Source organism: Actinophytocola sp. (genome assembly GCF_035712165.1).
GTDB lineage: Bacteria > Actinomycetota > Actinomycetes > Mycobacteriales > Pseudonocardiaceae > DASYTH01.
On the sequence record NZ_DASTBH010000439.1, the window covers coordinates 1 to 21,306 of the forward strand.

The 21,306-nt window shown below is 72.2% G+C and carries 19 protein-coding genes; 9 read left to right on the top strand and 10 right to left on the bottom strand.

Features of this window, described 5'->3' with window-relative positions; all coding sequences use genetic code 11:
• On the bottom strand, positions 1 to 679 hold a 679-nt coding region (locus tag VFO68_RS24630), incomplete at its 3' end, for a CoA transferase subunit A (RefSeq protein WP_325160745.1).
• The gene (locus VFO68_RS24635; protein WP_325160746.1) at positions 679 to 1,398 is read right to left on the bottom strand and encodes an enoyl-CoA hydratase family protein; all 720 of its coding nucleotides are present in this window, start codon (positions 1,396 to 1,398) and stop codon (positions 679 to 681) included. The genes VFO68_RS24635 and VFO68_RS24630, both read right to left, overlap by 1 nt.
• 53 nt (positions 1,399 to 1,451) lie before the next feature.
• Between VFO68_RS24635 and VFO68_RS24640 the strand changes: the two genes are divergently transcribed.
• From VFO68_RS24640 to VFO68_RS24650, 3 genes are read left to right on the top strand one after another with little or no spacing between them, the layout of a single operon-like run.
• The gene (locus VFO68_RS24640; RefSeq protein WP_325160747.1) at positions 1,452 to 2,165 is read left to right on the top strand and encodes an SDR family oxidoreductase; all 714 of its coding nucleotides are present in this window, start codon (positions 1,452 to 1,454) and stop codon (positions 2,163 to 2,165) included.
• Positions 2,162 to 3,034 (top strand): SDR family oxidoreductase, encoded by an 873-nt coding sequence (locus VFO68_RS24645; protein WP_325160748.1) that lies wholly within the window; start codon positions 2,162 to 2,164, stop codon positions 3,032 to 3,034. The genes VFO68_RS24640 and VFO68_RS24645 overlap by 4 nt, the downstream gene beginning before the upstream one ends.
• A 13-nt stretch (positions 3,035 to 3,047) precedes the next feature.
• A complete protein-coding gene (locus VFO68_RS24650; RefSeq protein ID WP_325160749.1) occupies positions 3,048 to 3,824 on the top strand; it encodes an alanyl-tRNA editing protein in 777 nt (258 codons plus the stop codon).
• A 115-nt stretch (positions 3,825 to 3,939) separates the two neighbouring features.
• On the opposite strand, the gene VFO68_RS24655 is transcribed toward VFO68_RS24650, so the two are convergent.
• Together VFO68_RS24655 and VFO68_RS24660 are read right to left on the bottom strand one after the other, a co-directional pair.
• Positions 3,940 to 6,495, bottom strand: a complete 2,556-nt coding sequence (locus VFO68_RS24655; protein ID WP_325160750.1) for a P-loop NTPase fold protein — start codon at positions 6,493 to 6,495, stop codon at positions 3,940 to 3,942.
• Positions 6,495 to 9,359, bottom strand: coding sequence for an ATP-binding protein (locus VFO68_RS24660; protein WP_325160751.1), 2,865 nt, complete (start codon positions 9,357 to 9,359; stop codon positions 6,495 to 6,497). Before VFO68_RS24660 ends, VFO68_RS24655 begins: the two co-directional genes overlap by 1 nt.
• Positions 9,360 to 9,491: 132 nt before the next feature.
• Here VFO68_RS24660 and VFO68_RS24665 point away from each other — a divergent pair, with 132 nt between their 5' ends.
• The gene (locus tag VFO68_RS24665; protein ID WP_325160752.1) at positions 9,492 to 10,211 is read left to right on the top strand and encodes a class I SAM-dependent methyltransferase; all 720 of its coding nucleotides are present in this window, start codon (positions 9,492 to 9,494) and stop codon (positions 10,209 to 10,211) included.
• Here VFO68_RS24665 and VFO68_RS24670 read toward each other — a convergent pair.
• Both VFO68_RS24670 and VFO68_RS24675 read right to left on the bottom strand, forming a co-directional pair.
• A complete protein-coding gene (locus tag VFO68_RS24670) occupies positions 10,208 to 11,053 on the bottom strand; it encodes a MerR family transcriptional regulator (protein WP_325160753.1) in 846 nt (281 codons plus the stop codon). The two genes, VFO68_RS24665 and VFO68_RS24670, sit on opposite strands and share 4 nt — an antisense overlap.
• A 71-nt stretch (positions 11,054 to 11,124) precedes the next feature.
• Positions 11,125 to 12,243, bottom strand: a complete 1,119-nt coding sequence (locus VFO68_RS24675) for a steroid 3-ketoacyl-CoA thiolase (RefSeq protein WP_325160754.1) — start codon at positions 12,241 to 12,243, stop codon at positions 11,125 to 11,127.
• Positions 12,244 to 12,384: 141 nt separating this feature from the next.
• Between VFO68_RS24675 and VFO68_RS24680 the strand changes: the two genes are divergently transcribed.
• Positions 12,385 to 13,611 carry a cytochrome P450 gene (locus tag VFO68_RS24680; RefSeq protein WP_325160755.1) on the top strand — a complete coding sequence of 409 codons (1,227 nt, stop codon included), beginning with the start codon at positions 12,385 to 12,387 and terminating at the stop codon, positions 13,609 to 13,611.
• Positions 13,612 to 13,700: 89 nt separating this feature from the next.
• Here the strand turns inward: VFO68_RS24680 and VFO68_RS24685 are convergent, their stop codons facing one another.
• A complete protein-coding gene (locus VFO68_RS24685) occupies positions 13,701 to 14,174 on the bottom strand; it encodes a MarR family transcriptional regulator (RefSeq protein ID WP_325160756.1) in 474 nt (157 codons plus the stop codon).
• Between the two features lie 59 nt (positions 14,175 to 14,233).
• Here VFO68_RS24685 and VFO68_RS24690 point away from each other — a divergent pair, with 59 nt between their 5' ends.
• Together VFO68_RS24690 and VFO68_RS24695 are read left to right on the top strand one after the other, a co-directional pair.
• The gene (locus VFO68_RS24690; protein ID WP_325160757.1) at positions 14,234 to 14,872 is read left to right on the top strand and encodes an NAD(P)-dependent oxidoreductase; all 639 of its coding nucleotides are present in this window, start codon (positions 14,234 to 14,236) and stop codon (positions 14,870 to 14,872) included.
• 88 nt (positions 14,873 to 14,960) lie between these two features.
• Positions 14,961 to 15,347 carry a hypothetical protein gene (locus VFO68_RS24695; RefSeq protein ID WP_325160758.1) on the top strand — a complete coding sequence of 129 codons (387 nt, stop codon included), beginning with the start codon at positions 14,961 to 14,963 and terminating at the stop codon, positions 15,345 to 15,347.
• Between the two features lie 18 nt (positions 15,348 to 15,365).
• On the opposite strand, the gene VFO68_RS24700 is transcribed toward VFO68_RS24695, so the two are convergent.
• Genes VFO68_RS24700 through VFO68_RS24710 form a run of 3 tightly spaced genes read right to left on the bottom strand, consistent with a single transcriptional unit; the run spans position 15,366 to position 18,544 of the window.
• The gene (locus VFO68_RS24700; protein WP_325160759.1) at positions 15,366 to 16,517 is read right to left on the bottom strand and encodes a thiolase domain-containing protein; all 1,152 of its coding nucleotides are present in this window, start codon (positions 16,515 to 16,517) and stop codon (positions 15,366 to 15,368) included.
• The gene (locus VFO68_RS24705; protein WP_325160760.1) at positions 16,514 to 17,572 is read right to left on the bottom strand and encodes a thiolase domain-containing protein; all 1,059 of its coding nucleotides are present in this window, start codon (positions 17,570 to 17,572) and stop codon (positions 16,514 to 16,516) included. Before VFO68_RS24705 ends, VFO68_RS24700 begins: the two co-directional genes overlap by 4 nt.
• A 9-nt stretch (positions 17,573 to 17,581) precedes the next feature.
• Positions 17,582 to 18,544, bottom strand: a complete 963-nt coding sequence (locus VFO68_RS24710; RefSeq protein WP_325160761.1) for a Zn-ribbon domain-containing OB-fold protein — start codon at positions 18,542 to 18,544, stop codon at positions 17,582 to 17,584.
• Positions 18,545 to 18,600: 56 nt separating this feature from the next.
• On the opposite strand from VFO68_RS24710, the gene VFO68_RS24715 reads away from it, so the two are divergent.
• The gene (locus tag VFO68_RS24715) at positions 18,601 to 19,644 is read left to right on the top strand and encodes an LLM class F420-dependent oxidoreductase (protein WP_325160762.1); all 1,044 of its coding nucleotides are present in this window, start codon (positions 18,601 to 18,603) and stop codon (positions 19,642 to 19,644) included.
• A gap of 21 nt (positions 19,645 to 19,665) precedes the next feature.
• Positions 19,666 to 21,216, top strand: a complete 1,551-nt coding sequence (locus tag VFO68_RS24720; protein ID WP_325160763.1) for an acyl-CoA synthetase — start codon at positions 19,666 to 19,668, stop codon at positions 21,214 to 21,216.
• The last annotated feature ends 90 nt before the right edge of the window (positions 21,217 to 21,306 follow it).

Here is a 21,306-nt window from a genome sequence, read left to right on the forward strand (position 1 = left end):
ACTCCACGACGCCGTCCACCATCATCCGGTTGAGCAGCAACGCCTGCACCGGTCCGGCCGCGGTCAGCTCCCCGGTGTCCAGCACCCGCTCGCAGGAGACGAACCGGCGCTCGGCGGCCAGGCAGAACAGGTCGTCGAAGTACGGATCCGGGCCGAGGTAGCGGGCGTTGCCGTGCCGGTCGGCGCGGCTGAGGTGGACCAGCGCGGCATCCAGGCGCAGCGCCGGCATGGCCACCAACTCCTCCCCGTCGTCGTACGGCGAGCGCACCGTGCGCAGGTTCGGGTTCAGCGCGAGCACGTCCGAGCCGAGCCCGGCCCGGGTCGGCAGGAACGGCAACCGCTGGGCCGCCGCGCGCAGGCCGCAGACCAGCATTCCCTCGTCCAGTTCGCCCGCCTCGACGTGCGCCGACTCCCGGGCCCGGCGAAACCACGGGTCGTAGGGCACCGAGTCCAGCGAGACGAAGCCGTAGACCACCTTGCGGGCCTTGCCGGCGGCGCAGAGCAGCCCGACGTCCGGCCCGCCGAACGAGACGACGGTGAGATCGCGCAGCGGCGAACGCAGGATCGCGCGCACCAGAGCCATGGGTTTGCGCCGCGAGCCCCAGCCGCCGATCCCGACGGTCATCCCGTCGGCCAGCTCGCCGATCGCCTCGTCGGCGGTCATCCGCTTGTCCCGCATCAGCGGGCCGCCTCGCCGACGCCGGCCAGGTTCAGCTCGAAGGTGAAGCCCTGCTCGAACCGGTAGCTGCGGTGCACGTTCTGCCCGTCGATGCCGTTGATCGCCTCCTTGGCCCGCCGGATCACCAGTGGGTCCTTCGCCGCGATCTCCCGGGCCAGTTCGAGCGCCGCCGCGTCCAGCTCGTCCCGGGCCACCACCCGGTACACCGAGCCGTACCGGTGCAGCTCTTCCGCCGCAACGGTTCTGGCCGTGTAGTAGAGCGTGCGCAGCAGGTGCTGCGGGACCAGCCGGGCCAGGTGGGTGGCCGCCCCGAGCGCACCCCGGTCCACCTCGGGCAGTCCGAACGTGGTGCCGGTCGCGGCGACCACCACGTCGGCGTTGCCGGCCAGGCCGATACCGCCGCCGAGACAGAACCCGTGCGCGGCAACGATGACCGGGACCGCGCAGTCGTACACCGCGCCGAATGCGCCGTGACAGCCCCGGTTCACCCCGATCAGCGCCTCGGCGCCGCCGGCCCGCAACTCCTTGATGTCGACCCCGGCGCAGAACCCCCGGCCGGTCGCGCGCAGCACCACCACGTGCGTCGCCGGGTCGCGGCCGGCCGCCAGCAGCGTGTCGGCCAACTCGAACCAGCCCTGGGCGCCGATCGCGTTCACCGGCGGGAAATCGATGGTCACGACCGTGACGCCGGCCCCGGCGGCCTCGCTGGTGACGCCCATGACGGTCTCACCGACCTTTCCAACCAAGCGATTGCTTGGTACCTTAGCACGTCGTGGGACTCGACCTGGACCTCGGCGGCACGGTCGCGTTGGTGACCGGCGGGGTACGCGGCGTGGGTCTCGGCATCACCCGGGCCTTCCTGCGGGCCGGCGCCACCGTGGTCACCTGCGCCCGGCACGCGCCGGACCGGCCGCCCGCCGAGTTCGTCCGCTGCGACGTCCGCGAACCGGATGCGGTGCGTGGCCTGCTGGACACCGTGCTCGACCGGCACGGCCGGCTGGACACCGTGGTGAACAACGCGGGCGGCACTCCGATCGTCCCGGCGGCCACCGGATCACCCCGGTTCCACGAGCGGGTGGTCGGGCTGAACCTGCTCGCCCCGCTGCTGGTTTCCCAGCACGCCAACGAGATCATGCAACGTCAGGACGGCGGCGGGTCGATCGTGATGGTGAGCAGCGTCAGCGCCACCCGGGCCTCGCCCGGCACCGCGGCCTACGGCGCCGCCAAGGCCGGGCTGGACAACCTGACCGCGAGCCTCGCCGTCGAGTGGGCGCCCCGGGTTCGGGTGAACGCGCTGGACGTGGGCATGGTCCGCACCGAACGCGCGGAGGCCTACTACGGCGACATCGCAGCCCGGGCCGCGACCGTCCCGTTGGGACGGTTGGCCGAGCCGGACGAGGTCGGCGCCTGCGCGGTGTTTCTGGCCTCGGCGCTGGCCGGCTACGTCACCGGCGCGACGCTGCTGGTGCACGGCGGTGGGCCGTGACCGGGTGGTGCGCGGACCGGGTCGTGATCGTGACCGGCGCCGGCCGGGGGATCGGCCGGGCGCACGCCCTCGCGTTCGCCGCCGAGGGCGCCGCGGTGGTGGTCAACGACATCGACGCCGCGGCCGAGGCCGTCGTCGCCGAGATCGTTGCCCGGGGCGGGCGGGCCGTCGCGCACGCCTGCGACGTGGCCGACTGGACCGCCGCGGCCGGCCTGGTCGCGACCGCGCTGGACACCTTCGGCCGGCTGGACGTGCTGGTCAACAACGCCGGCCTGGTGCGGGACCGGATGCTGGTCAGCCTGACCGAGGACGACTGGGACACGGTGATCCGGGCACATCTCAAGGGCCACGCCGCGCCGCTGCACCACGCCGCCGCGCACTGGCGCTCGACGCACAAGGCCGGCCGGCCGGTGGCCGCGCGGGTGATCAACACCAGTTCCGGCGCCGGCCTGCTGGGCAGCGTGGGCCAGGGCAACTACGCCGCGGCCAAGGCCGGCATCGTGGGGCTGACCCTGGTCGCCGCGGCGGAGTTGGCCCGGTACGGCGTGACCGTGAACGCGATCGCCCCGGCCGCCCGGACCCGGATGACCGAGCAGGTGTTCGCCGGCGCCATGGCCGCGCCGGAGTCCGGGTTCGACGCGATGGATCCGGCCAACGTCGCGCCGCTGGTGGTGTGGCTCGGCGGGCAGCGGTCCGGATGGGTCACCGGGCGGGTGTTCGAAGTGGAAGGTGGCCGGGTGTCGCTGGCCACCGGCTGGCGGCACGGTCCGGTGGTGGACAAGGGATCGCGCTGGCAGCCGGCCGAACTGGAACCGGTCGTGCGGCGCCTGGTGGCCGGTGCCGAACCGCCAGAGCCGGTGTACGGATGAGTATCGTGCCGGTATGGCAGTTCCAGGAAGCAGGGTCTCCGGCAGCCCGCCGGCCGATGTCGCCGGCAGTGAGCTGTTCGCCACCGACGCCTACCTGCGTTCGTTCGACAGCACGGTGCTCGAGGTGGACCGCGAGCAGGGCCGCGTGGTGCTGGCCCGGACCGCGTTCTATCCGGGTGGCGGTGGCCAGCCGCACGACGTCGGCGAGCTGACCTGGCTCGGCGCCGCCGTACCGGTGACCAGGGTGCGCCGCGAGGGCGGCCGGATCTGGCACTGGCTCGACGTGCCGGAGTTGCCGGAGTCCGGCACCGAGGTGCTCGGCACCCTGGACTGGTCCCGCCGGCACCTGCTGATGCGCACGCACACCGCGCTGCACATCCTGTGCGGGGTGATCTGGTCGGAGTTCCAGATCCCGGTGACCGGCGGCAACATGGATCCCGGCAAGGGACGGCTGGACTTTCCGCTCGAGTCGATGTCGGCCGAGCTGGGGCAGCGGGTGGAGGTCCGGATCAACGAGGAGATCCAGCGGGCCAGGGAGATCGTGGTGGAGTTTCTCGGCCGGTCGGCGGCCGACCTGGACGAGTCGCTGATCCGCACCGCGGCCAACCTGATCCCCCGGGAGATCGACCCGTTGCGGGTCATCGACATCGTCGGCCTGGACCGGCAGGCCGACGGCGGCACCCATGTGGCCAACACCGCCGACGTCGGGTCGGTCGTGGTGACCGGCACCGAGTCCAAGGGCAAGGGCAACAAGCGGATCCGGCTCGAAGTTCGGGATGCTCAGGCCTGATCCGTTCCGGTGAACAGGCCGTAGGTCTCGAAGCCGTACCGGGCAACGGTGGTGGCCCACCGCCGGTAGGTGGTCGGGTCGCCGTGCACGGGCATCTCCTCGCGGATCCGTTTGATCAGCCCCGCGGGTAGCTGGCCGTCGAGGAACTCGAGGATGTCTCCGCCAGGACCGGCCAACGCCAGCTCGGGCAGCATGACCCGGGCCTGGTCCGGGGCGCCGACCAGCGTGGCCAGCAGCAGCGCGGCGGCCTGGTACGGCCCACCCTCCTCGGTGCCGATGAACTCGGCGAGCCGGCGTTCCGGAACTCCCAGCCGCAGCAACCGGTACAGGTTGACCAGCTTCTTGATCGCCCGCGGGGTGGGCAGCAGCGGGGTGAGCAGGGCGAGGAACTCCCGTTCCCGGGTGCGCAACGCAGCCCTTCCGGGCTGGGGATGGTCGGTGCCGGCGGCGGCTCCGGCGTGGCGCGCTGCTGGGAAACCTCGTTCGTCGCGGTACCGGCCGGCCGCGGTTCCGGCCGGGTTTCGGGTGCCGGCGGGGCCTGTTCGGCCGGCGGCTCGTCGTCGTCGTCGGCGGGCAGCAGCGAGCGCAGGTAGCCGGCGGCGTGTTCGCCCATCGGCCGCAGCGCCACCGGCAGGTGGAAGATCTTGTCCAGGTAGGCCACGGCGCCGTCCTCGGACAGGTTCTTGTGGTGCTTCTCCAACGCGCGCAGCAGCCAGCGCGGGTCGACCGCGACCACCACGACGAACAGTTCCATGGTGAGCAGCAGGTTGACCGCCTGGAGCACGTCGACCACCCGGCGCGGCCGGCACCGGTCGAGATCGTCGACGTAGAGCACGATCCGTTGCAGCGGCGGCGTTCCCTTCGCGCCGCTGGTTCGCCAGTACTCCCGGGCGGCGGTCAGGTCGCGGCCGAGGCGTTGCAGGTCGCTGTGGATGCGGCCGGTCAGCCCCCGGTAGGTCTCGTACCGGTCCCCGGTGCTGATCTCGGTCAGCAGCCCCTCCAGCCGGCGGGCCGGGTCCAGCCGGGTCAACGTCGCCTCGACCTGGAGAATCTCCCTGTCCACCTTGGACTTACGGTTTTCCAGGTCGCGTTTGGCCTGCGCCGCGTACGTCTCCAGCCGCCGCCAGGCCAGCACCGCCGGGGCGAGCACGACCAGCACCCCACCCAGCCATCGCAACACCCCGGCCCCCAACACGATCGCGGCCACCCCGACCGCGATCACCAGCAGCGCCACCGCAACCCGCCACCCAGCGGCCCGCAGATCCCGGCCCAGCTCACGCAACGCCACTCCGAACAGCCGCGCACTGCGCAGCGGCAGCAGCACCCGCCGCACCCACCCGGTGTGCTCCTCGACGGCCTTCAGGTCGGCGTCCAGCCGGTCCCGCTCCGCCTCCTTGGCCGACAGCGCGGCCTCCAGGTCGTCGACCCGCTCGGCCTCACCCGGGTCGGCCCGCCGCGCCAACTCCCGGAACAGGTGCTCCACGAGCCCCACCCACAGATGGTCGTCGCTGTAGTGCCAGGCGTTGAACCGAACCTGCCGCACGTTCCCCGCGAACCCCTCCCGCCCGGCCAGATCCTCGACCCGATCCCACACCTGCCGCATGAAGCTGGACTTCCCGATCCCCCAATCCCCCAGCAGCGCAATGGAAAGCGGCGGCACCGTGGACTCTGCCGCCACCACCGCCGCGATCATCTGCACATCGTTCGCGATCCCCAGCCGGTCCTCCCGGCTCTCCAGATCACTGACCACCTCCGCCAGCCGCTCCCCAGCCGGCGGCACGGCCTCCACCAGATCGAACATCCGAACCGAGCCGTCCCGCCCGCCGGAGACGATCACCCGCGAGTCCGGCGTGAACGCGACCGCCCGCACCGGCCCGTTGTGCGCCACCCACCTGGCGGCCTCGGAAAGGCTCGGCGTGCGCCGCCAGACGGCGATTCTGCTGCGATGATCGCCGACGGCGATCCACTCCCCGTCAGGGCTGATTGCAACCGAACTGACCTGCAGATCAGGAAGGTGCTGCGGCCCGGCGGCCATGTCTGTCAGGGAATCGGGCAGCACCCAGAGCACGTCGTCCTCGCCGAGAACTATCACCTCCCGGTCCGATGAGATCGCGACGGCCTGAGCGCCCGCCAGACGTGCATAAGGGCGGCCAGGATCACCGGAGGCGCGGTGCGAGCGCTGGATGGTGCCGTCGTCGTAAACGGCGATGAGCTCGGTGCCGTCGAGGGTGGTGACGAGTGCGCGAATGGTGCCGGGGTCGCCGGTGAGAAGGGGGCCTATTTCCTTGCCGGTGCCGCGGTTCCAGGTGGCGATGACGACGTCGGCGGTGGAGTCCGTCTCGCCGGAGAAGGCGGCGATGATCTCCAAGCCGTCCGGGGTGGTGGTCACCGCGCGGACTCCGTTGCCATAGCCCCCGAGGGGTTCGCCGACCTGTTCGCCTGTTGAACGATCCCACACGCGGACGGTGCCGCCGACGCTGCCGCTGATGATGCGGGTGGCGTCGGGGGTGAGGGCGAGGCACAGCACAGCGGTGGTGTGGCCGGTGAGTTCGAGGACCTGTTGCTCGGTGGCCAGGTCCCAGACGCGGATCGTCGAGTCGTCGCCGGCGGAGACGATCTGCCTGCCGTCCGGGGTGACCAACACGGCGTTGACCGGGCCTTCGTGTCGCACTAGGTGATCCGTCTTCGCTGGGCGTGCGCGGCGGCCTGGATTCGGCTCTTGAGCCCGAGTTTGCGCAGGATGTTGGACACGTGCACGCTGGCGGTCTTGGTGCTGATGAACAGTTCGGTGGCGATCTCGGCGTTGGTCAGGCCGCGGCCGACCAGTTCCAGGACCTCGGCCTCGCGGGCGGTCAGGCCGTGGCCGTCGGGTGGGGGCACTGGGTTGGGGTGTGCCTCGGGGGGAGTGAGGCGGGCGCGGTCGGCCAACTCGGCGGTCATGGTGGCGAGGGGGACGGCGCCCAGTTCGGTGGCGATCGCGCGCGCCGTGGCGAGTGCGGTCGCGGCGCGGGTCCGGGAGCCGCGGCCGATCAGCAGCGCCTCGGCTTCCCGGTACCGGGCGTAGCCGGACAGATGGCGGTCCACCCCGGCGATCGCGGCGAGGTCGGACCAGGCGTCCGGGTCGGGCTCGGACAGCCGGGTGCGCTCGGCGCCGGCCAGGCCGAGGGCGCGCCGGGTGCGTGGCAGCGGCACCGCGCCATCGGACTCCAAAGTGGACATATACTCGCGCAGCGAGGTCAGCAGCGCGTCGGCGGCGGCGGTGGCCGTTGCCGGGTTGTGGGCCAGGCCGGAGGCCCGGGCGTCGTCGGCGGCGTCGGCCTCCACCTGGACACCGATCGCGACCAGACGCGCGGTCAGGTACATGTCCTCGGCCGGCAGCGCCAGCCGCAGGCCGTCGCGGACCGCCGCGCGGGCGTCGGCCCACCGGCACTGCCGGGCGGCGAGCAGCGCCCGCAGCGCGGCCAGTTCGGTGCCGTACTGCGCGTCGTCCTGGCCGTCGAGCACGAAACCGGTGCGTTTCAACAACTCCTCGGCCGCCGCGAGCTCACCCCGGCGAATCAGCACATACGCCCTCGGCAGGTCGACGAAGATGTAGTTGAACGGGTCGGCCGCCAGGTCGTCCGGGTCCGCCCCGGTGTCCAGCGCCTCGTCCCAGCGATGCAGTTCGACCAGCGTCCGCACCACGTTGCCGACGATCGGCAGCAGGTAGAGGTCGAAGCCGAGCGAAGCGGCCCGGTCCACGCCTTCCCGCGCCAGGGTCAGCGCCTCGGCGTGCCGGTCCGTCCACATCAGACCTTCCGGCAGGTTCACGTAACCGACGCCGATGAACCGGGGGTTGCCCACGCGCCGGGCGAACTCGTTCTGCCGGCGCAGGAACTCCAGGCCGGACTCCACCTGCCCGAGCATCAGGTGACCGATGCCCAGCGCCATCAGGCTCCGGTTGACCACCATGTCGTCGCCGCCCGCCTCGGCCTGCGGCAGCAGCTCCCGGGCCCGGTGGATGCAGGCCCGGAACCGGGCGGAGAGCATCTCCAGCGCCATCGGCCAGGACGCGATCCGTAATCGCGCGGGCGAGCCCGCCGGCACCAGCTCGACGGCCCGCTCACTGGTGCTGCGCGCCAGATCCCAGTCACCCCGGCTGCGGGCCTGGTAGGACAGCTGCTCGTAGATCAGCGCGGCCCGCTCCGGTTCCGCCCGCTCGTCCACGAGCGCCAGCCGGCGCCGGGTCAGCTCGACCGCGCGGTGGTTGTGCGCGGCCAGGCTGGCCGCCTCGGCCGCGCGTTCCAGCAACGTGTCCAGCTCGACACCGGGCTCGGCCACCTCCGGCCAGCGCCGCAACGCCCGCTCGTAGTGGGCGTGCGCCTCGGCCGGGGCCAGCCCGTCGTCGGCCGCGCCGGCCGCCAGCATCGCCGCCGCCAGCGCCTCGGCCGGCTCACCCGCCGCATCCCAGTGGTGCGCGAGCTCCGCCGCCACCCCGGCCGCGGAACCGGTGACCGCCAGGTCGGGGTGCTCGCGCAGGGCGGCGGCCACCCGCGCGTGGGCGTGCCGGCGCTCGCCGGGCAGCAGGTCCCGGTACAGCGACTCCTGGATCAGCGCGTGCCGGAACGTGTAGGCGTCCGGGTCGACGGTGACCAGCTGTCCGTGCCCGACCAGCTCGCGCAGCGCGCCGTCCAGCTCCGCGACCGGCATCGGGGTGATCGCGGTCAGCAGGTCGTGCGGCACGGTCCGGCCCACGACGGCGGCGAGCCGGGCGAGCTGCTGGGCGGCGGTGGACAGCCGGGCCAGCCGGGTGATCACCACCTCGCGCACGGTGCTCGGCACGGCGCCCCGGGCCGGCCACGCGGCGAGCAGCTCCTCGGTGAAGAACGGGTTGCCCTCGGCCCTGGTCAGCAGCGTGTCCACGACGTCGGAAGCCGGTGCGGCGCCCAGGATCGCGTGCGCCAGGGCGGTCACCTCGGTCCGGTCCAGCGGCGCCAGCCGGAGCCGGTCCACCCGCGGGGAGCGGACCAGGTCGGCGATCAGCTTGGCCACCGGGTGGTCCGCGCCGACCTCCTCCGCCCGCAGCGTGAGGACCTGCAGCACCGGCGCGTGCGCGAGCGCGCGATGCAGGTACAGCAGCAGGTCCCGGGTGGACGCGTCGGCCCAGTGCAGGTCCTCCAGCACCAGCACGACCGGCGCCCCGGCCCCGGCGATCGCGTCGGCCACCCGCCGGAACTCCACCGCCCGGTCCGCCGGGGCCGCCGACCCGGTGCCCAGCAGCGGCGGCGCGTCCGGCAGGCCGCGCAGCGCCTCGACGAACGGCGCGTACGGGATGTCGGCCTCGAACTGCAGGCAGCCGCCGGTCAGCACGGTCGCGCCGGAGACGATCGCGGTGCGCGAGAACGCCTGCACCAGCCGGCTCTTGCCCACCCCGGCGTCGCCCTGGATCAGCACCAGCGGGCCGCCGCCGGCTTCGGCGTCGGCCAGCGCCGACCGGAGCGCGGCCAGCTCGGCCCGCCGCCCGATCAGTTCCGGTACCGAGACCCGCCGCGCCACGGCGATGAGTATCCACCAGCCGGAATAAGTCCCACACGGGCGTGAACTAAGGCGATGCCGGATGTGTAAGGAACCGAGGGTCTGGAGGATCACATCTGACGTCGGGGTGGCGTGGAGGCGAGGGAGACGACGGTGACGGGCACATCGCTGCTGGATCGGCACGCACGGGACTGGACCTGCCTGCAGGAGGCCAGACACCGGCCGCTGCGCCGGGCATTGCTCGGCGCGCTGGGGTCGTTGACCGGCGTGCGGCTGTTGGATGTGGGATGCGGGGTGGGGTTGCTGCTGCGCGAGGCGTCCGACCGGGGGGCGTGGGTGGCCGGGGTGGACACCACCGAGGGGTTGCTCGAGGTGGCCCGCTGGGCACTGCCGGACGCCGATCTGCGGATCGGCCAGCTGACCGCGCTGCCCTACGACAACGGGCGGTTCGACGTGGCGACCGCGTGCAACACGTTGTGCTACGCCGAGGACCGGGCCGCGGCGCTGGCCGAGTTGGCCCGGGTGGTGCGTCCGGGCGGCCGGGTGGCGGTCGGTGACTGGGCGGACTGCGCGGGATCGCTGACCCGGGACTTCCTCAACGTGCTGGGGGTGTCGGCGGAGGTCCCGATCGAAGACGCCGGTCTGGTCCGGGTCGACGGCAGTGAGCTGGACTACCCGGTCAACTACCCGGATCTGTCCACCGCGTGGTCGGCGATGATGGCACGCGGTGCGGTCGCCGAGGCGATCGCGGTGGCCGGCCGGGAGCCGGTGCACGCCGCGTTCCTGGACGTGTTCGGCCCGGCCCGCCGGCCGGACGGCTCGATCCGGGACGAGAACACGTTCCGTTACGTGGTCGCGCAGCGCCCGGTCTAGCTCGGCGGCGCGGCGAGGGGGATGACCAGGTCGCATGCCGGTTGGTCGGCCGGGGTGGTGCGCCAGTCGGCGATCAGTACTTGCCGGGGTGGGCCGGCGGGGGTGCGGCCGATGGTGGTGAGGTGGGCCTGGATGGCGTCGAGGGCGGGGAATACCGCGGGCCAGGCGGCTTCGGCCATGGTGAGGCGGATGGCGATCTCATCGTGGGCGGGGTCGAGGTGGGCCTGGATGTCGCCGAGCGTGGCGGCGGCTTGTTCGGCGGTGGGGAGGTCGGTCATCGGGCGGACGATCTCGACCGGGCCGTCGCTGTCGTCGCTCACGGCTCCGTGGTAGATGGTGTAGGGGCAGCCGGCGAGTCCGGGGAGTCCAGGGCCGGCCTGGCGCATGCGGGCCAGCAGGGCGCCGAGGGTGTCACCGGCCTGGGCGGCGTGGACATGGCGGATCGCGGAGACCACGGCGCGGTCGGGCATGGCGCGGACGAGGACCTCGTAGGTGCGGGTCACGGGCGTGTCCTTTCTGGACAGGAGCGTGCACAGGTAGTCCACGGTCGGGCGGCGGTGGAGCAGGTCGCGTTCGCGTTCGGCCCAGAACTCCCGTACCGCGGTGGCGGCGTCGATGCCGGGGAGGTCGAGCACGGCGGCGATCCGCGGCAGCGGCATGTCCAGGTGGCGCAGCAGCGCCACCAGCCGGGCGCGGGAGAGCTGGTCGGCGGAGTAGTAGCGGTATCCGGTCGTCTTGTCGACCTCGACCGGTACCAGCAGTCCCAGCTCGTCGTAGAGCCGCAACGCCTTGGCCGACAGCTGGGCACGAGCCGCGAACTCACCGATCAACAACAGGGCCACCGCTTCGCTCCTTCAGGTTCTGACACCACGATGGAGCTTCCCCCGGGGGCAAGGTCAACCCGGCATCGGTTCTAGACCCGTTCGAGCACGGTGCCGGTGGCCAGCGCGCCGCCGGCACACATGGTGACCAGGGCGGTCGCGGCGTCCCGGCGTTCCAGCTCGTGCAGGGCGGTGGTGATCAGCCGGGTGCCGGTGCTGCCGACCGGGTGGCCGAGCGCGATGGCCCCGCCGTTGACGTTGACCCGGTCCGGGTCGGGCTCGTGCACCTGGATCCAGGACAGCACCACGGCGGCGAACGCCTCGTTGACCTCGAACAGGTCCAGGTCGCCGATCTTCATCCCGGTGCGCGCCAGCAGCCGTTCGGTGGCCTGCACCGGCCCGTCGAGGTGCAGGTAGGGATCGGCGCCGACCAGGCACTGGGCCACGATCCGGGCGCGCGGGCGCAGGCCGAGCGCGGCGGCCCGGCGGGCGTCGGCCAGCAGCACGGCCGAGGCGCCGTCGGAGATCTGGGACGACGTGCCGGCGGTGTGCACCCCGCCGGGGACCACGGGGGAGAGCGCGGCCAGACCGTCCACAGTGGTCTCCCGCAGGCCCTGGTCCCGCTCGACCCCGGCGACCGGCACCACCTCGGCGGTGAACCGGCCGTCCGCCCAGGCGTGCTTGGCCCTGGCCTGTGAGCGTTCGCCGAACCGGTCGACCTCGGCCCGGCGCAGGCCGCGATGGGTGACGATCCGTTCGGCGGCGACGAACTGGTTGGGCAGGTCGATCGCCCAGGAGTCCGGCCGCGGCACGCCGACCTCGCTGCCCAGGTTGGCGCGCAACGGAACCCGGCTCATCGCCTCCACGCCGCAGGCGATGCCCACGTCGATCGCGCCGGCGGCGATCAGCCCGGCGATCAGATGGGTGGCCTGCTGGGCCGACCCGCACTGACTGTCCACTGTGGTGCAACCGGTCCGGGCCGGCAGGCCGGCGTGCAACCAGGCGGTGCGGGTGATGTTGCTGGACTGCTCGCCGGCCTGGGTGACGCACCCGCCGATCACCTGCTCCACCGCCGCCGGGTCGATTCCGGCGCGGTCGATGAGCCCGCGCTGCGCGGCCCCGAGTAGCTCTGCGGCGTGCAGGCCGGACAGCACGCCGCCGCGCCTGCCGATCGGCGTGCGCACGGCCGCCACGATCACCGGTTCACCCACGGTATCCAAGCTAGAACACGTTCGTCCGTCTGGGCAACGTCCAGTGAAGGGTGTTTACAAGGGCTTGGTTAGTGCCTATGTTCAAGTAGTTAACGCTGTAAGCTGAGTTCTTGATAGAACGTGTTCTAGGGGAGGTTCAGCGTGGTCGCTCCCCAGCTCCCGCTTGGCTTCGACTTCACCGATCCCAACATGTACCGGCTACGCATCCCGGTCGAGGAGTTCGCCGAACTGCGCGGCACCGCCCCGGTGTGGTGGAACCCGCAGCCGAAGGGAATCGCCGGGTTCGGCGACGACGGCTACTGGGTGGTCAGCCGGCACGCCGAGGTCAAAGAGGTGTCCCGGGCCAGCGAGCTGTTCTCCGCCAGCGAGAACACCGCGATCATCCGGTTCAACGAGGAGATGACCCGGGACCGCATCGAGATGCAGCGGCTCATCCTGCTCAACATCGATCCGCCGCACCACACCAAGCTGCGCGCGATCGTCAACCGGGGCTTCACGCCGCGCGCGGTGCACAGCCTGCGCGACACGCTGGCCGCCCGCGCCGAGCAGATCGTCAAGCAGGCCAAGGGAAACGGCGCCGGGGACTTCGTCACCCAGGTGGCCTGCGAGCTGCCGCTGCAGGCGATCGCCGAGCTGCTGGGCATCCCGCAGCAGGACCGGCACAAGGTGTTCGAATGGTCCAACCAGATGGTGGCCTACTCCGATCCGGAGTACTCGGTCGACCCCCAGGCCGCCTCCATCGAGCTGCTCGGCTACGCCTGGAACCTGGCCGAGCAGCGTAAGAAGTGCCCGATGAACGACATCGTCACCACGCTGGTGAACGCCGACATCGACGGCGGGCAGCTCAGCTCCGACGAGTTCGGGTTCTTCGTGCTGCTGCTCGCCGTGGCCGGCAACGAGACCACGCGCAACGCCATCACGCACGGCATGCACGCCTTCCTGAACCATCGCGACCAGTGGGAGCTGTTCAAGGCCGAGCGCCCGAAGACGGCGGCCGACGAGATCGTCCGCTGGTCCACCCCGGTGATGGCCTTCCAGCGCACCGCGCTTGCGGACACCGTGCTCGGCGGAGCGGAGATCAAGGCGGGCCAACGGGTCGGCCTGTTCTACAGCTCGGCCAACTTCGACGCCGAGGTGTTCGGCGACCCGGAACGGTTCGACATCACCCGCGACCCCAACCCGCATCTCGGTTTCGGCGGCAGCGGCGCGCACTACTGCATCGGCGCGAACCTGGCCCGCCTGGAGATCGACCTGATCTTCAACGCGATCGCCGACCACATGCCCGACATCCGCCAGGTCGGCAAGCCGCGCCGGCTGCGCTCCCCGTGGCTCAACGGCATCAAGGAGTTCCAGGTCACCTACGGCTAGGCCGGTACCATCCCGGGCCACGGCAGGCGACCATGAGCACCGGCCTGGCGCTGGGACGAGGGAATCGAAACGATCATCCGCCAGGACAACTAGGAAGCTGACTCGGACAGGTCCTCGGCCGAGCGCTGGCCGGCCTCGATCGTGCGGCGCAGGAAGCCGGCGATGAGCGTGAGCTCCTCGCCGGAGTAGCCGCCGCAGATCCGGGTGATCGCGGCGTTCATGCCGGAGTAGAGCTCCGCCAGATCCGCCGCGCGGTCCCGCTGCGCGCTGACCACCACGCCGCGCCGGTCGGCCGGGTCGCGCTCGCGCACGACCCAGCCCTGGCGTTGCAGCCGGTCGAGGATGCCGGTCACGGTCGCCGGGTGCAGTCCAGCCTGCCGGGCGAGCGTGCTCGGGCTCATCGGTCCCGCGCGGTCCAGCAGGTCGAGGCAGTCCAGGTCGACGTCGCGGAGTTCCATGCGCTGCCCGACATAGTGGTTGAGCAGGGAGAGCTGCGCGCGCAGCTCCCGCAGGGACGCCCGGATCTCGCCGGTGGCGGCGGACCTTGAAGATTTGGTTTCCATATAATACGGTTTCCATATCGTATGACTCGCGGAGAACAATCTACCTCGGGGGTGGGCTGATGAAGCTGACGGTCTTCGGTGCCAGCGGCGGCATCGGCGGTGAGGTGGTCCGGCAGGCGCTCGACGCCGGGCACACGGTCACGGCGGTGGTGCGCGACGCCGCCCGGTTCGAGGCCCGGCACGCCCGGCTCACGGTGTGCACGGTCGCCGGCCTGAGCGATCCCGGGCCGCTGCGGCCGGCACTGGAGGGCAGCGACGCGGCGCTGTCCGGCATCGGCCCGCGGCGCCGCCGCGACGCCGGCGTCGCCTCGGCGGCCACCCGCGCGATCCTGGCCGCGCTCGCGGACTGCGGGGTGCGCCGGTTCGTCGCGGTGAGCGCCGCGCCGGTCGGAGCCATCCCGGAGGGCGAGAGCTGGCCGATGCGCCGGGTCGCGTACCCACTGATCCGGGCCGTGCTGCGGGACATCTACGCCGACTTGGCGGTGATGGAGGAGGAGATCCGCGACAGCCCGACGGACTGGACCGTGGTGCGGCCGCCCCGGCTGCTCGACAAGCCGCTGACCGGTGGTTACCGCACCGCCATCGGCACGAACGTGCCCCGCGCCGGCTCGATCTCGCGCGCGGACGTTGCCCACGCGATGCTGGCGGTCCTCGACGATCCGGCCACCATCCGGCAGGCGGTCGGCGTCGCTCGCTGAACCGGCCGCCCGATCGGGCAACCCCGGCCGCCCGCTCGCCCACCCGGCGAGGCAGGCCGGCATCGCGCCGCTGCAGCAGGCTGGTCCTGTGATCGGTCCCCGCCGCGTGCTGCCGGCCGCCGCCCTGCTGGCGGTGGCCCTGTCCGGCGCGGCGTCCTGCTCCGGCGACAACCCGGCCACCGACTTCTGCACCGGCTACGGCGACGCGATGCACGGCCTGGTCGCCGCCGCGCGCCAGTACCCCATGAACCCGGCCAACTTCACCGCCACCTACAAGTCCACAATGGACAACATCGGCAAGGTCCGGGCCAAGGCCCCGGACGAGCGGCTCCGCTCCGCCTTCGACCGCTCGATGTTCACCTTCTCGGTCTTCGACAACGAAGCCAGCCTCGCCGATCTCCTGTCCCGCGCCGACTTCTCCACCAACGCCGTCATCCTCACCTGCGCCGAGTACGGCCTGGACATCACGGTCTGACCCCCGGCGATTCCCCGGCTACGGTTTTTCGGCGCCCACCACCCACATCGAGAAGAACTGGGAGCCGCCGCCGTAGGCGTGGCCGAGGGCGGTGCGGGCGCCGTCCACCTGATGCTCGCCGGCCCGGCCCATGACCTGCATGGCGGCCTCGGCGAAGCGGAGCATTCCGGAAGCGCCGATCGGGTTGGAGGAGAGCACGCCGCCGGAGGGGTTGACCGGCAGCCGGCCGCCGATCTCGGTGTCGCCGGCCTCGGTGAGCTTCCAGCCCTGGCCCGGCTCGGCGAAACCCAGGTTCTCCAGCCACATCGGCTCGAACCAGGAGAACGGCACGTAGATCTCGGCGGCGTCGATCTGGCCGAGCGGGTCGGTGATGCCGGCCTGCCGCCAGAGCGCGGCCGCGGCGTCCTGACCGGCCCGGGGGTTGACCTGGTCACGCTCGGCGAACATGGTCGGCTCGGTGCGCATCGCGGTGGCGTGGATCCAGGCCACCCGCCGGCCGGCCGCCGCGGTCTCGTCGCCGAGCACCACGGCCGCCGCGCCGTCCGAGGACGGGCAGGTCTCGTCGTACCGGATCGGGTCCCACAGCATGGTCGACGCCCGCACCGACTCGACCGTGATGTCCGGCTGGCGCAGGTGCGCGAACGGGTTCAGGGCGCCGTTGCGCCGGTCCTTGACCGCGACCAGCACGCCGATGTGCTCGGGTGCGCCCGAGCGGCGGATGTAGGAGCGCACGTGCGGCGCGAAGTACCCGCCGGCACCGGCGCCGACCGGCATGGTGAACGGGGGGTGGATCGACAGCGCCCACATCGCGTTGGACTCCGACTGCTTCTCGAACGCCACCGCGAGCACCCGCCGGTGCACGCCGGCCTGTACCAGGCTGGCCGCCACGTTCGCCGTCGAGCCGCCGACCGAGCCGGCGGTGTGCACGCGCAGCAACGGTTTCCCTGGGGCGCCGAGCGCGTCGGCCAGGTACAGCTCCGGCATCATCACGCCCTCGAACAGGTCCGGCGCCTTGCCGAGCACCACCGCGTCGATGTCGGCGAAGTCCACCTCGGCGTCGGCCAGTGCCCGGTCGATCGCCTCCCGGCACAGCCCGGCGATGGACACGTCGGTGCGCTTGGTCCGGTGGTGCGTCTGTCCGGTGCCGAGCACCGCCGCCCGCTCGCTCATGGCTGCCCCCCGTCCAGCACGCACACCAGGTTCTGTTGCAGCAGCGGGCCGCTCGTGGCGTGCGCCAGCGCCCGGCCGGCCGTGCCGGCCATGACCGCGCGGGCCGCCTCGCCGATCCGGGCGAGCCCCGCGGCGAACATCGGGTTGCCGCACAGCGCCCCGCCGGACGGGTTGATCCGCACCTCCTCGCCGAGCCCGAGCGCCTGGCGCAGCAGGATCTCCTGATGCGTGAACGGCGCGTGCAACTCGGCCACATCGATCCCGTCCGCGCCGGCCGCCTTGGCCGCGGCCACCGTGGACGGCGAGGTGGTCAGCTCGCGAGCGCCCAGCGCGGCCGACTCGATCCGGTGCTCGAACCCGGTGATCCAGGCGGGCCGTTCGGTGATGTCCTGCGCGCGGCCGGTCGCGGCCAGCACCACGGCCGCGGCGCCGTCCGAGATCGGCGCACAGTCGTGTGCCCGCAACGGATCGGCGAGGTACGGCCGGGCCAGTAGCTCGTCCACCGAGACTGGGCCGGCGAGTTGGGCGGCCGGGTTGGCCGTCGCGTCCGCGCGGCTGCGGGCGGCCACCGCCGCCATGTCCCGCTCGGTCCACAGCCCGGCCTCGATGCCCAGCCGCGCCTGCAGTCCGGCGAGCGCGACCGGGTCCGGCCACAGCGGTGCGACCAGGTACGGGTCGAGCTGCAGCGCGAGCACCCGGCGCAGTTCGCCGGCCGAGGACTTGCCGAACCCGTACACCAGCGCGGTGTCCACCTCGCCGGTACGGATCTTCACCCACGCCTCGTAGAGCGCCCAGGCGCCGTCCATCTCCACGTGTGACTCGATGATCGGCGGAAAGGCGCCGATCGCGTCGACCGCCGACACGAACGAGAAGGCCCGGCCGGCGAGATAGTCCGACGACCCGGAGCACCAGAACCCGATGTCCTGTTTGGACAGTCCAGTGGCGGCGAGCACCTCCTCGAACACCGGGATGAGCATCTCGACGCCGTTGGTGGTGGCCGGCGTCCGCCGAACGTTGCGGGCCTGGGCGAACCCCACGACCGCGATCTCCCGCATGCCGGCCCCCTACAGGTGGTTGGCGTAGGACTCGTACGGCGCGTCCGGCTCGCCGGTCGGACGGAAGTGGTCGATGTTGCGGGTGGTGGTGCCCCATTCGGCGCGGGGCCGCCACACCGCGGCCACCCGCATGCCCATCCGGACCTCGTCCGGCCGGCAGCCCAGCACCAGGTGCAGGAACGCGATGTCCGCGCCGTCCAGCAGAATGTAGGCGGCCACATAGGGTGGCGTGATCCGTTGCCCGAGGAACGGCACGTTGACGACGCAGAAGGTGGTGACCGTGCCCCGGTCGGGCAGTTCGACGTTCTCCCCGGTGAACACCCCGCAGGTCGGGCAGGCCCCCCGGGACGGCACGTACACCTTGTGGCACACCGGACAGCGCTGCCCGATCAGCCGGCCCTCGGCCAGGCCGCGCAGGTGCACGTCCTCACCGGGGGAGACGGTGTGCAGCACGGTCAGGTGAACCGGCGCGGTGATCATGGTGACCGGCTCGGCCGGCGGGCCGGCCGGGACCGCGGCCTGCGGTGCGTCGAGCGGCTCGAAGCAGGCGATGTCCCGGATTCCGTTGCCGGGTGTGTCCGACCACCGCACCCGGACCCGCATCCCGGTGCGCATCCGGTCCGGTGTGCCGGCGTCGACCGCGTGCAGCATCGCGGTGCCGGCCCCGTCGAGGTGGATCAGCGCCCAGCCGAACGGGTGCGGAAGTGGTTGCCCGGCAAGCGGTTGCGCCTGCCAGGACCAGGTGCGCACGGTCCCGGCGGTGGCCACCTCGACCAGTTCGGACAGCGGTGCCGCGGTGACCGGGTCGTACTCGACCGGCGGCACGTGCACCCGGCCGTCCGAGCCGCGCACGCCGAGCAGTCGGCGGCCGGCCAGCGCCGTGGCGAACTCGCTCAGCAGGGGGCCGAGCGAGCGGGTGTAGTCGAACCCCACCTCGAGTGGCGCGCTCAGCGGCGCCTGCCCTACCGTCACGAGCCGAGTGAAACACGTTCTAATATTGTTGGCAACACACCTGGTAGGAGGCTTCGATGAAGCTCGGACTTCAGCTCGGGTACTGGGGCGCCGGGCCGACGCCCGGCGCGGCGGAACTGGTTGCGGAGGCGGACCGGGCCGGCTTCGACGCCGTGTTCGCCGCCGAGTCCTGGGGCTCCGACGCGTTCACCCCGCTGGCCTGGTGGGGTTCGGCGACCGAACGGGTCCGGCTGGGCACCTCGGTCGCGCAACTCTCCGCGCGGGCGCCGACCGCCTGCGCGATGCACGCGCTCACCCTGGACCACCTCTCCGGCGGCCGGGCGATCCTGGGCCTGGGCGTGTCCGGGCCGCAGGTGGTCGAGGGCTGGTACGGCGCGCCGTTCGGCAAGCCGCTGGCCCGCACCCGGGAGTACGTCTCGATCATCCGGCAGGTGCTCGCCCGGGAGGCTCCGGTGCGCGGCGACGGGCCGCACTATCCGTTGCCGTACCACGGTCCCGGTGCGGAGGGGCTGGGCAAACCGCTGCGGTCGATCGTCCATCCGCTGCGCTCCGACCTGCCGATCTGGCTGGGCGCCGAGGGTCCGCGCAATGTGGCGCTGGCCGCGGAGATCGCCGACGGCTGGCTGGCGATCTACTACTCGCCGCGCCTGGCCGGCATGTACAACTCCTGGCTGGACGAGGGCTTCGCCCGGCCCGGCGCCCGGCGCGGCCGGGCGGACTTCGAGGTCGCCGCGAGCGCCTCGGTGGTGATCACCGACGATCCGGCGACGGCGATCGACCGGCTGCGGCCGGTGGTGGCGCTCTACGCAGGCGGGATGGGCGCGCAGAGCCGCAACTTCCACGCGGATCTGTTCGTCCGCATGGGATACGGGTCGGTGGTCGAGGAGATCGGGCGGCTGTTCCGGTCCGGGCGCAAGGAGGAGGCGGCCGCGGCGGTGCCCGACGAGATGGTCACCGAGACCGCGATCATCGGCTCGGCCGCCGAGGTCCGCGACCAGATCGCGGTCTGGGAGAAGGCCGGCGTGACCATGCTGCTGGTGCACTGCTGGGAGGTGGGGCAGATCCGCGCGCTGGCCGACGCCGTGCTTGCCCCGAACTGAAACACGTTCTAGATTGACCGTATGGCCTCGATCGGGCTGTGGAACATCGCGCGGGAGCGGCCGGACCTGGTCGCGATCATCGGGCCGGACGGAACCGAGCTCACCTACGGCGAGCTGGCCGCCGCGACCAACCGGTACGCCCGCGGCCTGCGGGCGCTCGGCCTGAAGCCGGGGGACAGCATCGTGTTCCTGCTGCCCAACGGATCCGAGGTTCCGGTGCTCTACTTCGCCGCGACGCAGATCGGGCTCTACGTCGTCGCGGTGAACTGGCATCTGGTCGGCCCGGAGGTGGCCTACATCCTGCGGGACAGCGGTGCCAAGGCGTTCGTGGCGCACGAACGGTTCGCCGAGGTGGCGGCGGCTGCGGCCGTCGAGAGTGGACTGGACGAGCGGGGTCGGTTCGCGGTCGGGCGGGTCCCGGGGTTCCGGCCGCTGGCCGAGTTGGGCACCGGCCAGCCGGACACGCCGCCGGAGGAGCGCACGACCGGGGCGCCGATGCTCTACACCTCGGGCACCACCGGGCGGCCCAAGGGTGTGCGCCGGGCGCTCACCGGGCAGGACCCGGACCAGGTTCCCCCGATGGCCGCTGGGTTCTTCGGGTTCTTCGGGCTCGCGCCGTTCGACGGCCACGTGCACCTGTGCGGATCTCCGCTCTACCACACGGCGGTGCTCAACTTCGTCACCATCTCCGTCCAGTTGGGACATCCGGCGGTGCTGATGGACCGCTGGGACCCGGAGCGGATGCTGGCGCTGATCGAGCGGTACCGGGTGACCCACACGCACATGGTGCCCACCCAGTTCCACAGGTTGCTGGCGCTGCCGCCCGAGGTGCGGTCGCGCTACGACGTGTCGTCGCTGCGGGCCGCGATCCACGGCGCGGCACCGTGTCCGGTGCAGACCAAGCGCCGGATGCTCGACTGGTGGGGCCCGGTGGTGATCGAGTACTACGCGGCGACCGAGGGCGGCGGCACGGTGATCACCGGGCCGGACTGGCTCGCCAAGCCGGGATCGGTGGGCCGCCCGTGGCCCGGTTCGGTGGTGCGCATCCTCGACGAGCAGGGCGCCCAACTCCCGCCCGGCGAACCCGGCTTGGTCTACCTCCGCATGGGCACGTCGACCTTCGAATATCACCACGACCCGGAGAAGACCCGGTCCGCCCGGTCCGGCGACCTGTTCACGTTGGGCGACATCGGCTACCTAGACCCCGACGGCTACCTCTTCCTGCTGGACCGCAAAGCCGACGTGATCATCTCCGGCGGCGTGAACATCTACCCCGCCGAGATCGAGTCAGAGTTGGCCTGCCACCCCAAAGTCGCGGATGTCGCGGTCTTCGGCGTCCCGCACGACGACTGGGGCGAGGAGATCAAGGCCGTCGTCCAACCCGCCGACGGCGTCCCCGCCACCCCCGACCTCACCGCCGAACTGCTCACCTTCGCCGCCACCAGACTCGCCAAGTTCAAACTCCCCCGCACCATCGACTACCTCCCCACCCTCCCCCGCGACCCCAACGGCAAACTCCACAAACGCACCCTCCGCGCCCCCTACTGGGCCGACCGGGAACGGGTCATCTAGGGCCGCATTTTCAGTCGCAGCCATTCGTGGTCGCCGCGTTCGATGGCGCGGCGTCGTTTCCGCAGTGCTCAACGCCATTCACCGGGCACT

Coding starts and splice junctions, on each gene's coding strand:
- VFO68_RS24635 (WP_325160746.1), bottom strand. CDS start 1,398: ATGGGCGTCACCAGCGAGGCCGCCGGGGCCGGCGTCACGGTCGTGACC.
- VFO68_RS24650 (WP_325160749.1), top strand. CDS start 3,048: ATGGCAGTTCCAGGAAGCAGGGTCTCCGGCAGCCCGCCGGCCGATGTC.
- VFO68_RS24685 (WP_325160756.1), bottom strand. CDS start 14,174: ATGGAAACCAAATCTTCAAGGTCCGCCGCCACCGGCGAGATCCGGGCG.
- VFO68_RS24690 (WP_325160757.1), top strand. CDS start 14,234: ATGAAGCTGACGGTCTTCGGTGCCAGCGGCGGCATCGGCGGTGAGGTG.
- VFO68_RS24700 (WP_325160759.1), bottom strand. CDS start 16,517: ATGAGCGAGCGGGCGGCGGTGCTCGGCACCGGACAGACGCACCACCGG.
- VFO68_RS24705 (WP_325160760.1), bottom strand. CDS start 17,572: ATGCGGGAGATCGCGGTCGTGGGGTTCGCCCAGGCCCGCAACGTTCGG.
- VFO68_RS24715 (WP_325160762.1), top strand. CDS start 18,601: ATGAAGCTCGGACTTCAGCTCGGGTACTGGGGCGCCGGGCCGACGCCC.
- VFO68_RS24720 (WP_325160763.1), top strand. CDS start 19,666: ATGGCCTCGATCGGGCTGTGGAACATCGCGCGGGAGCGGCCGGACCTG.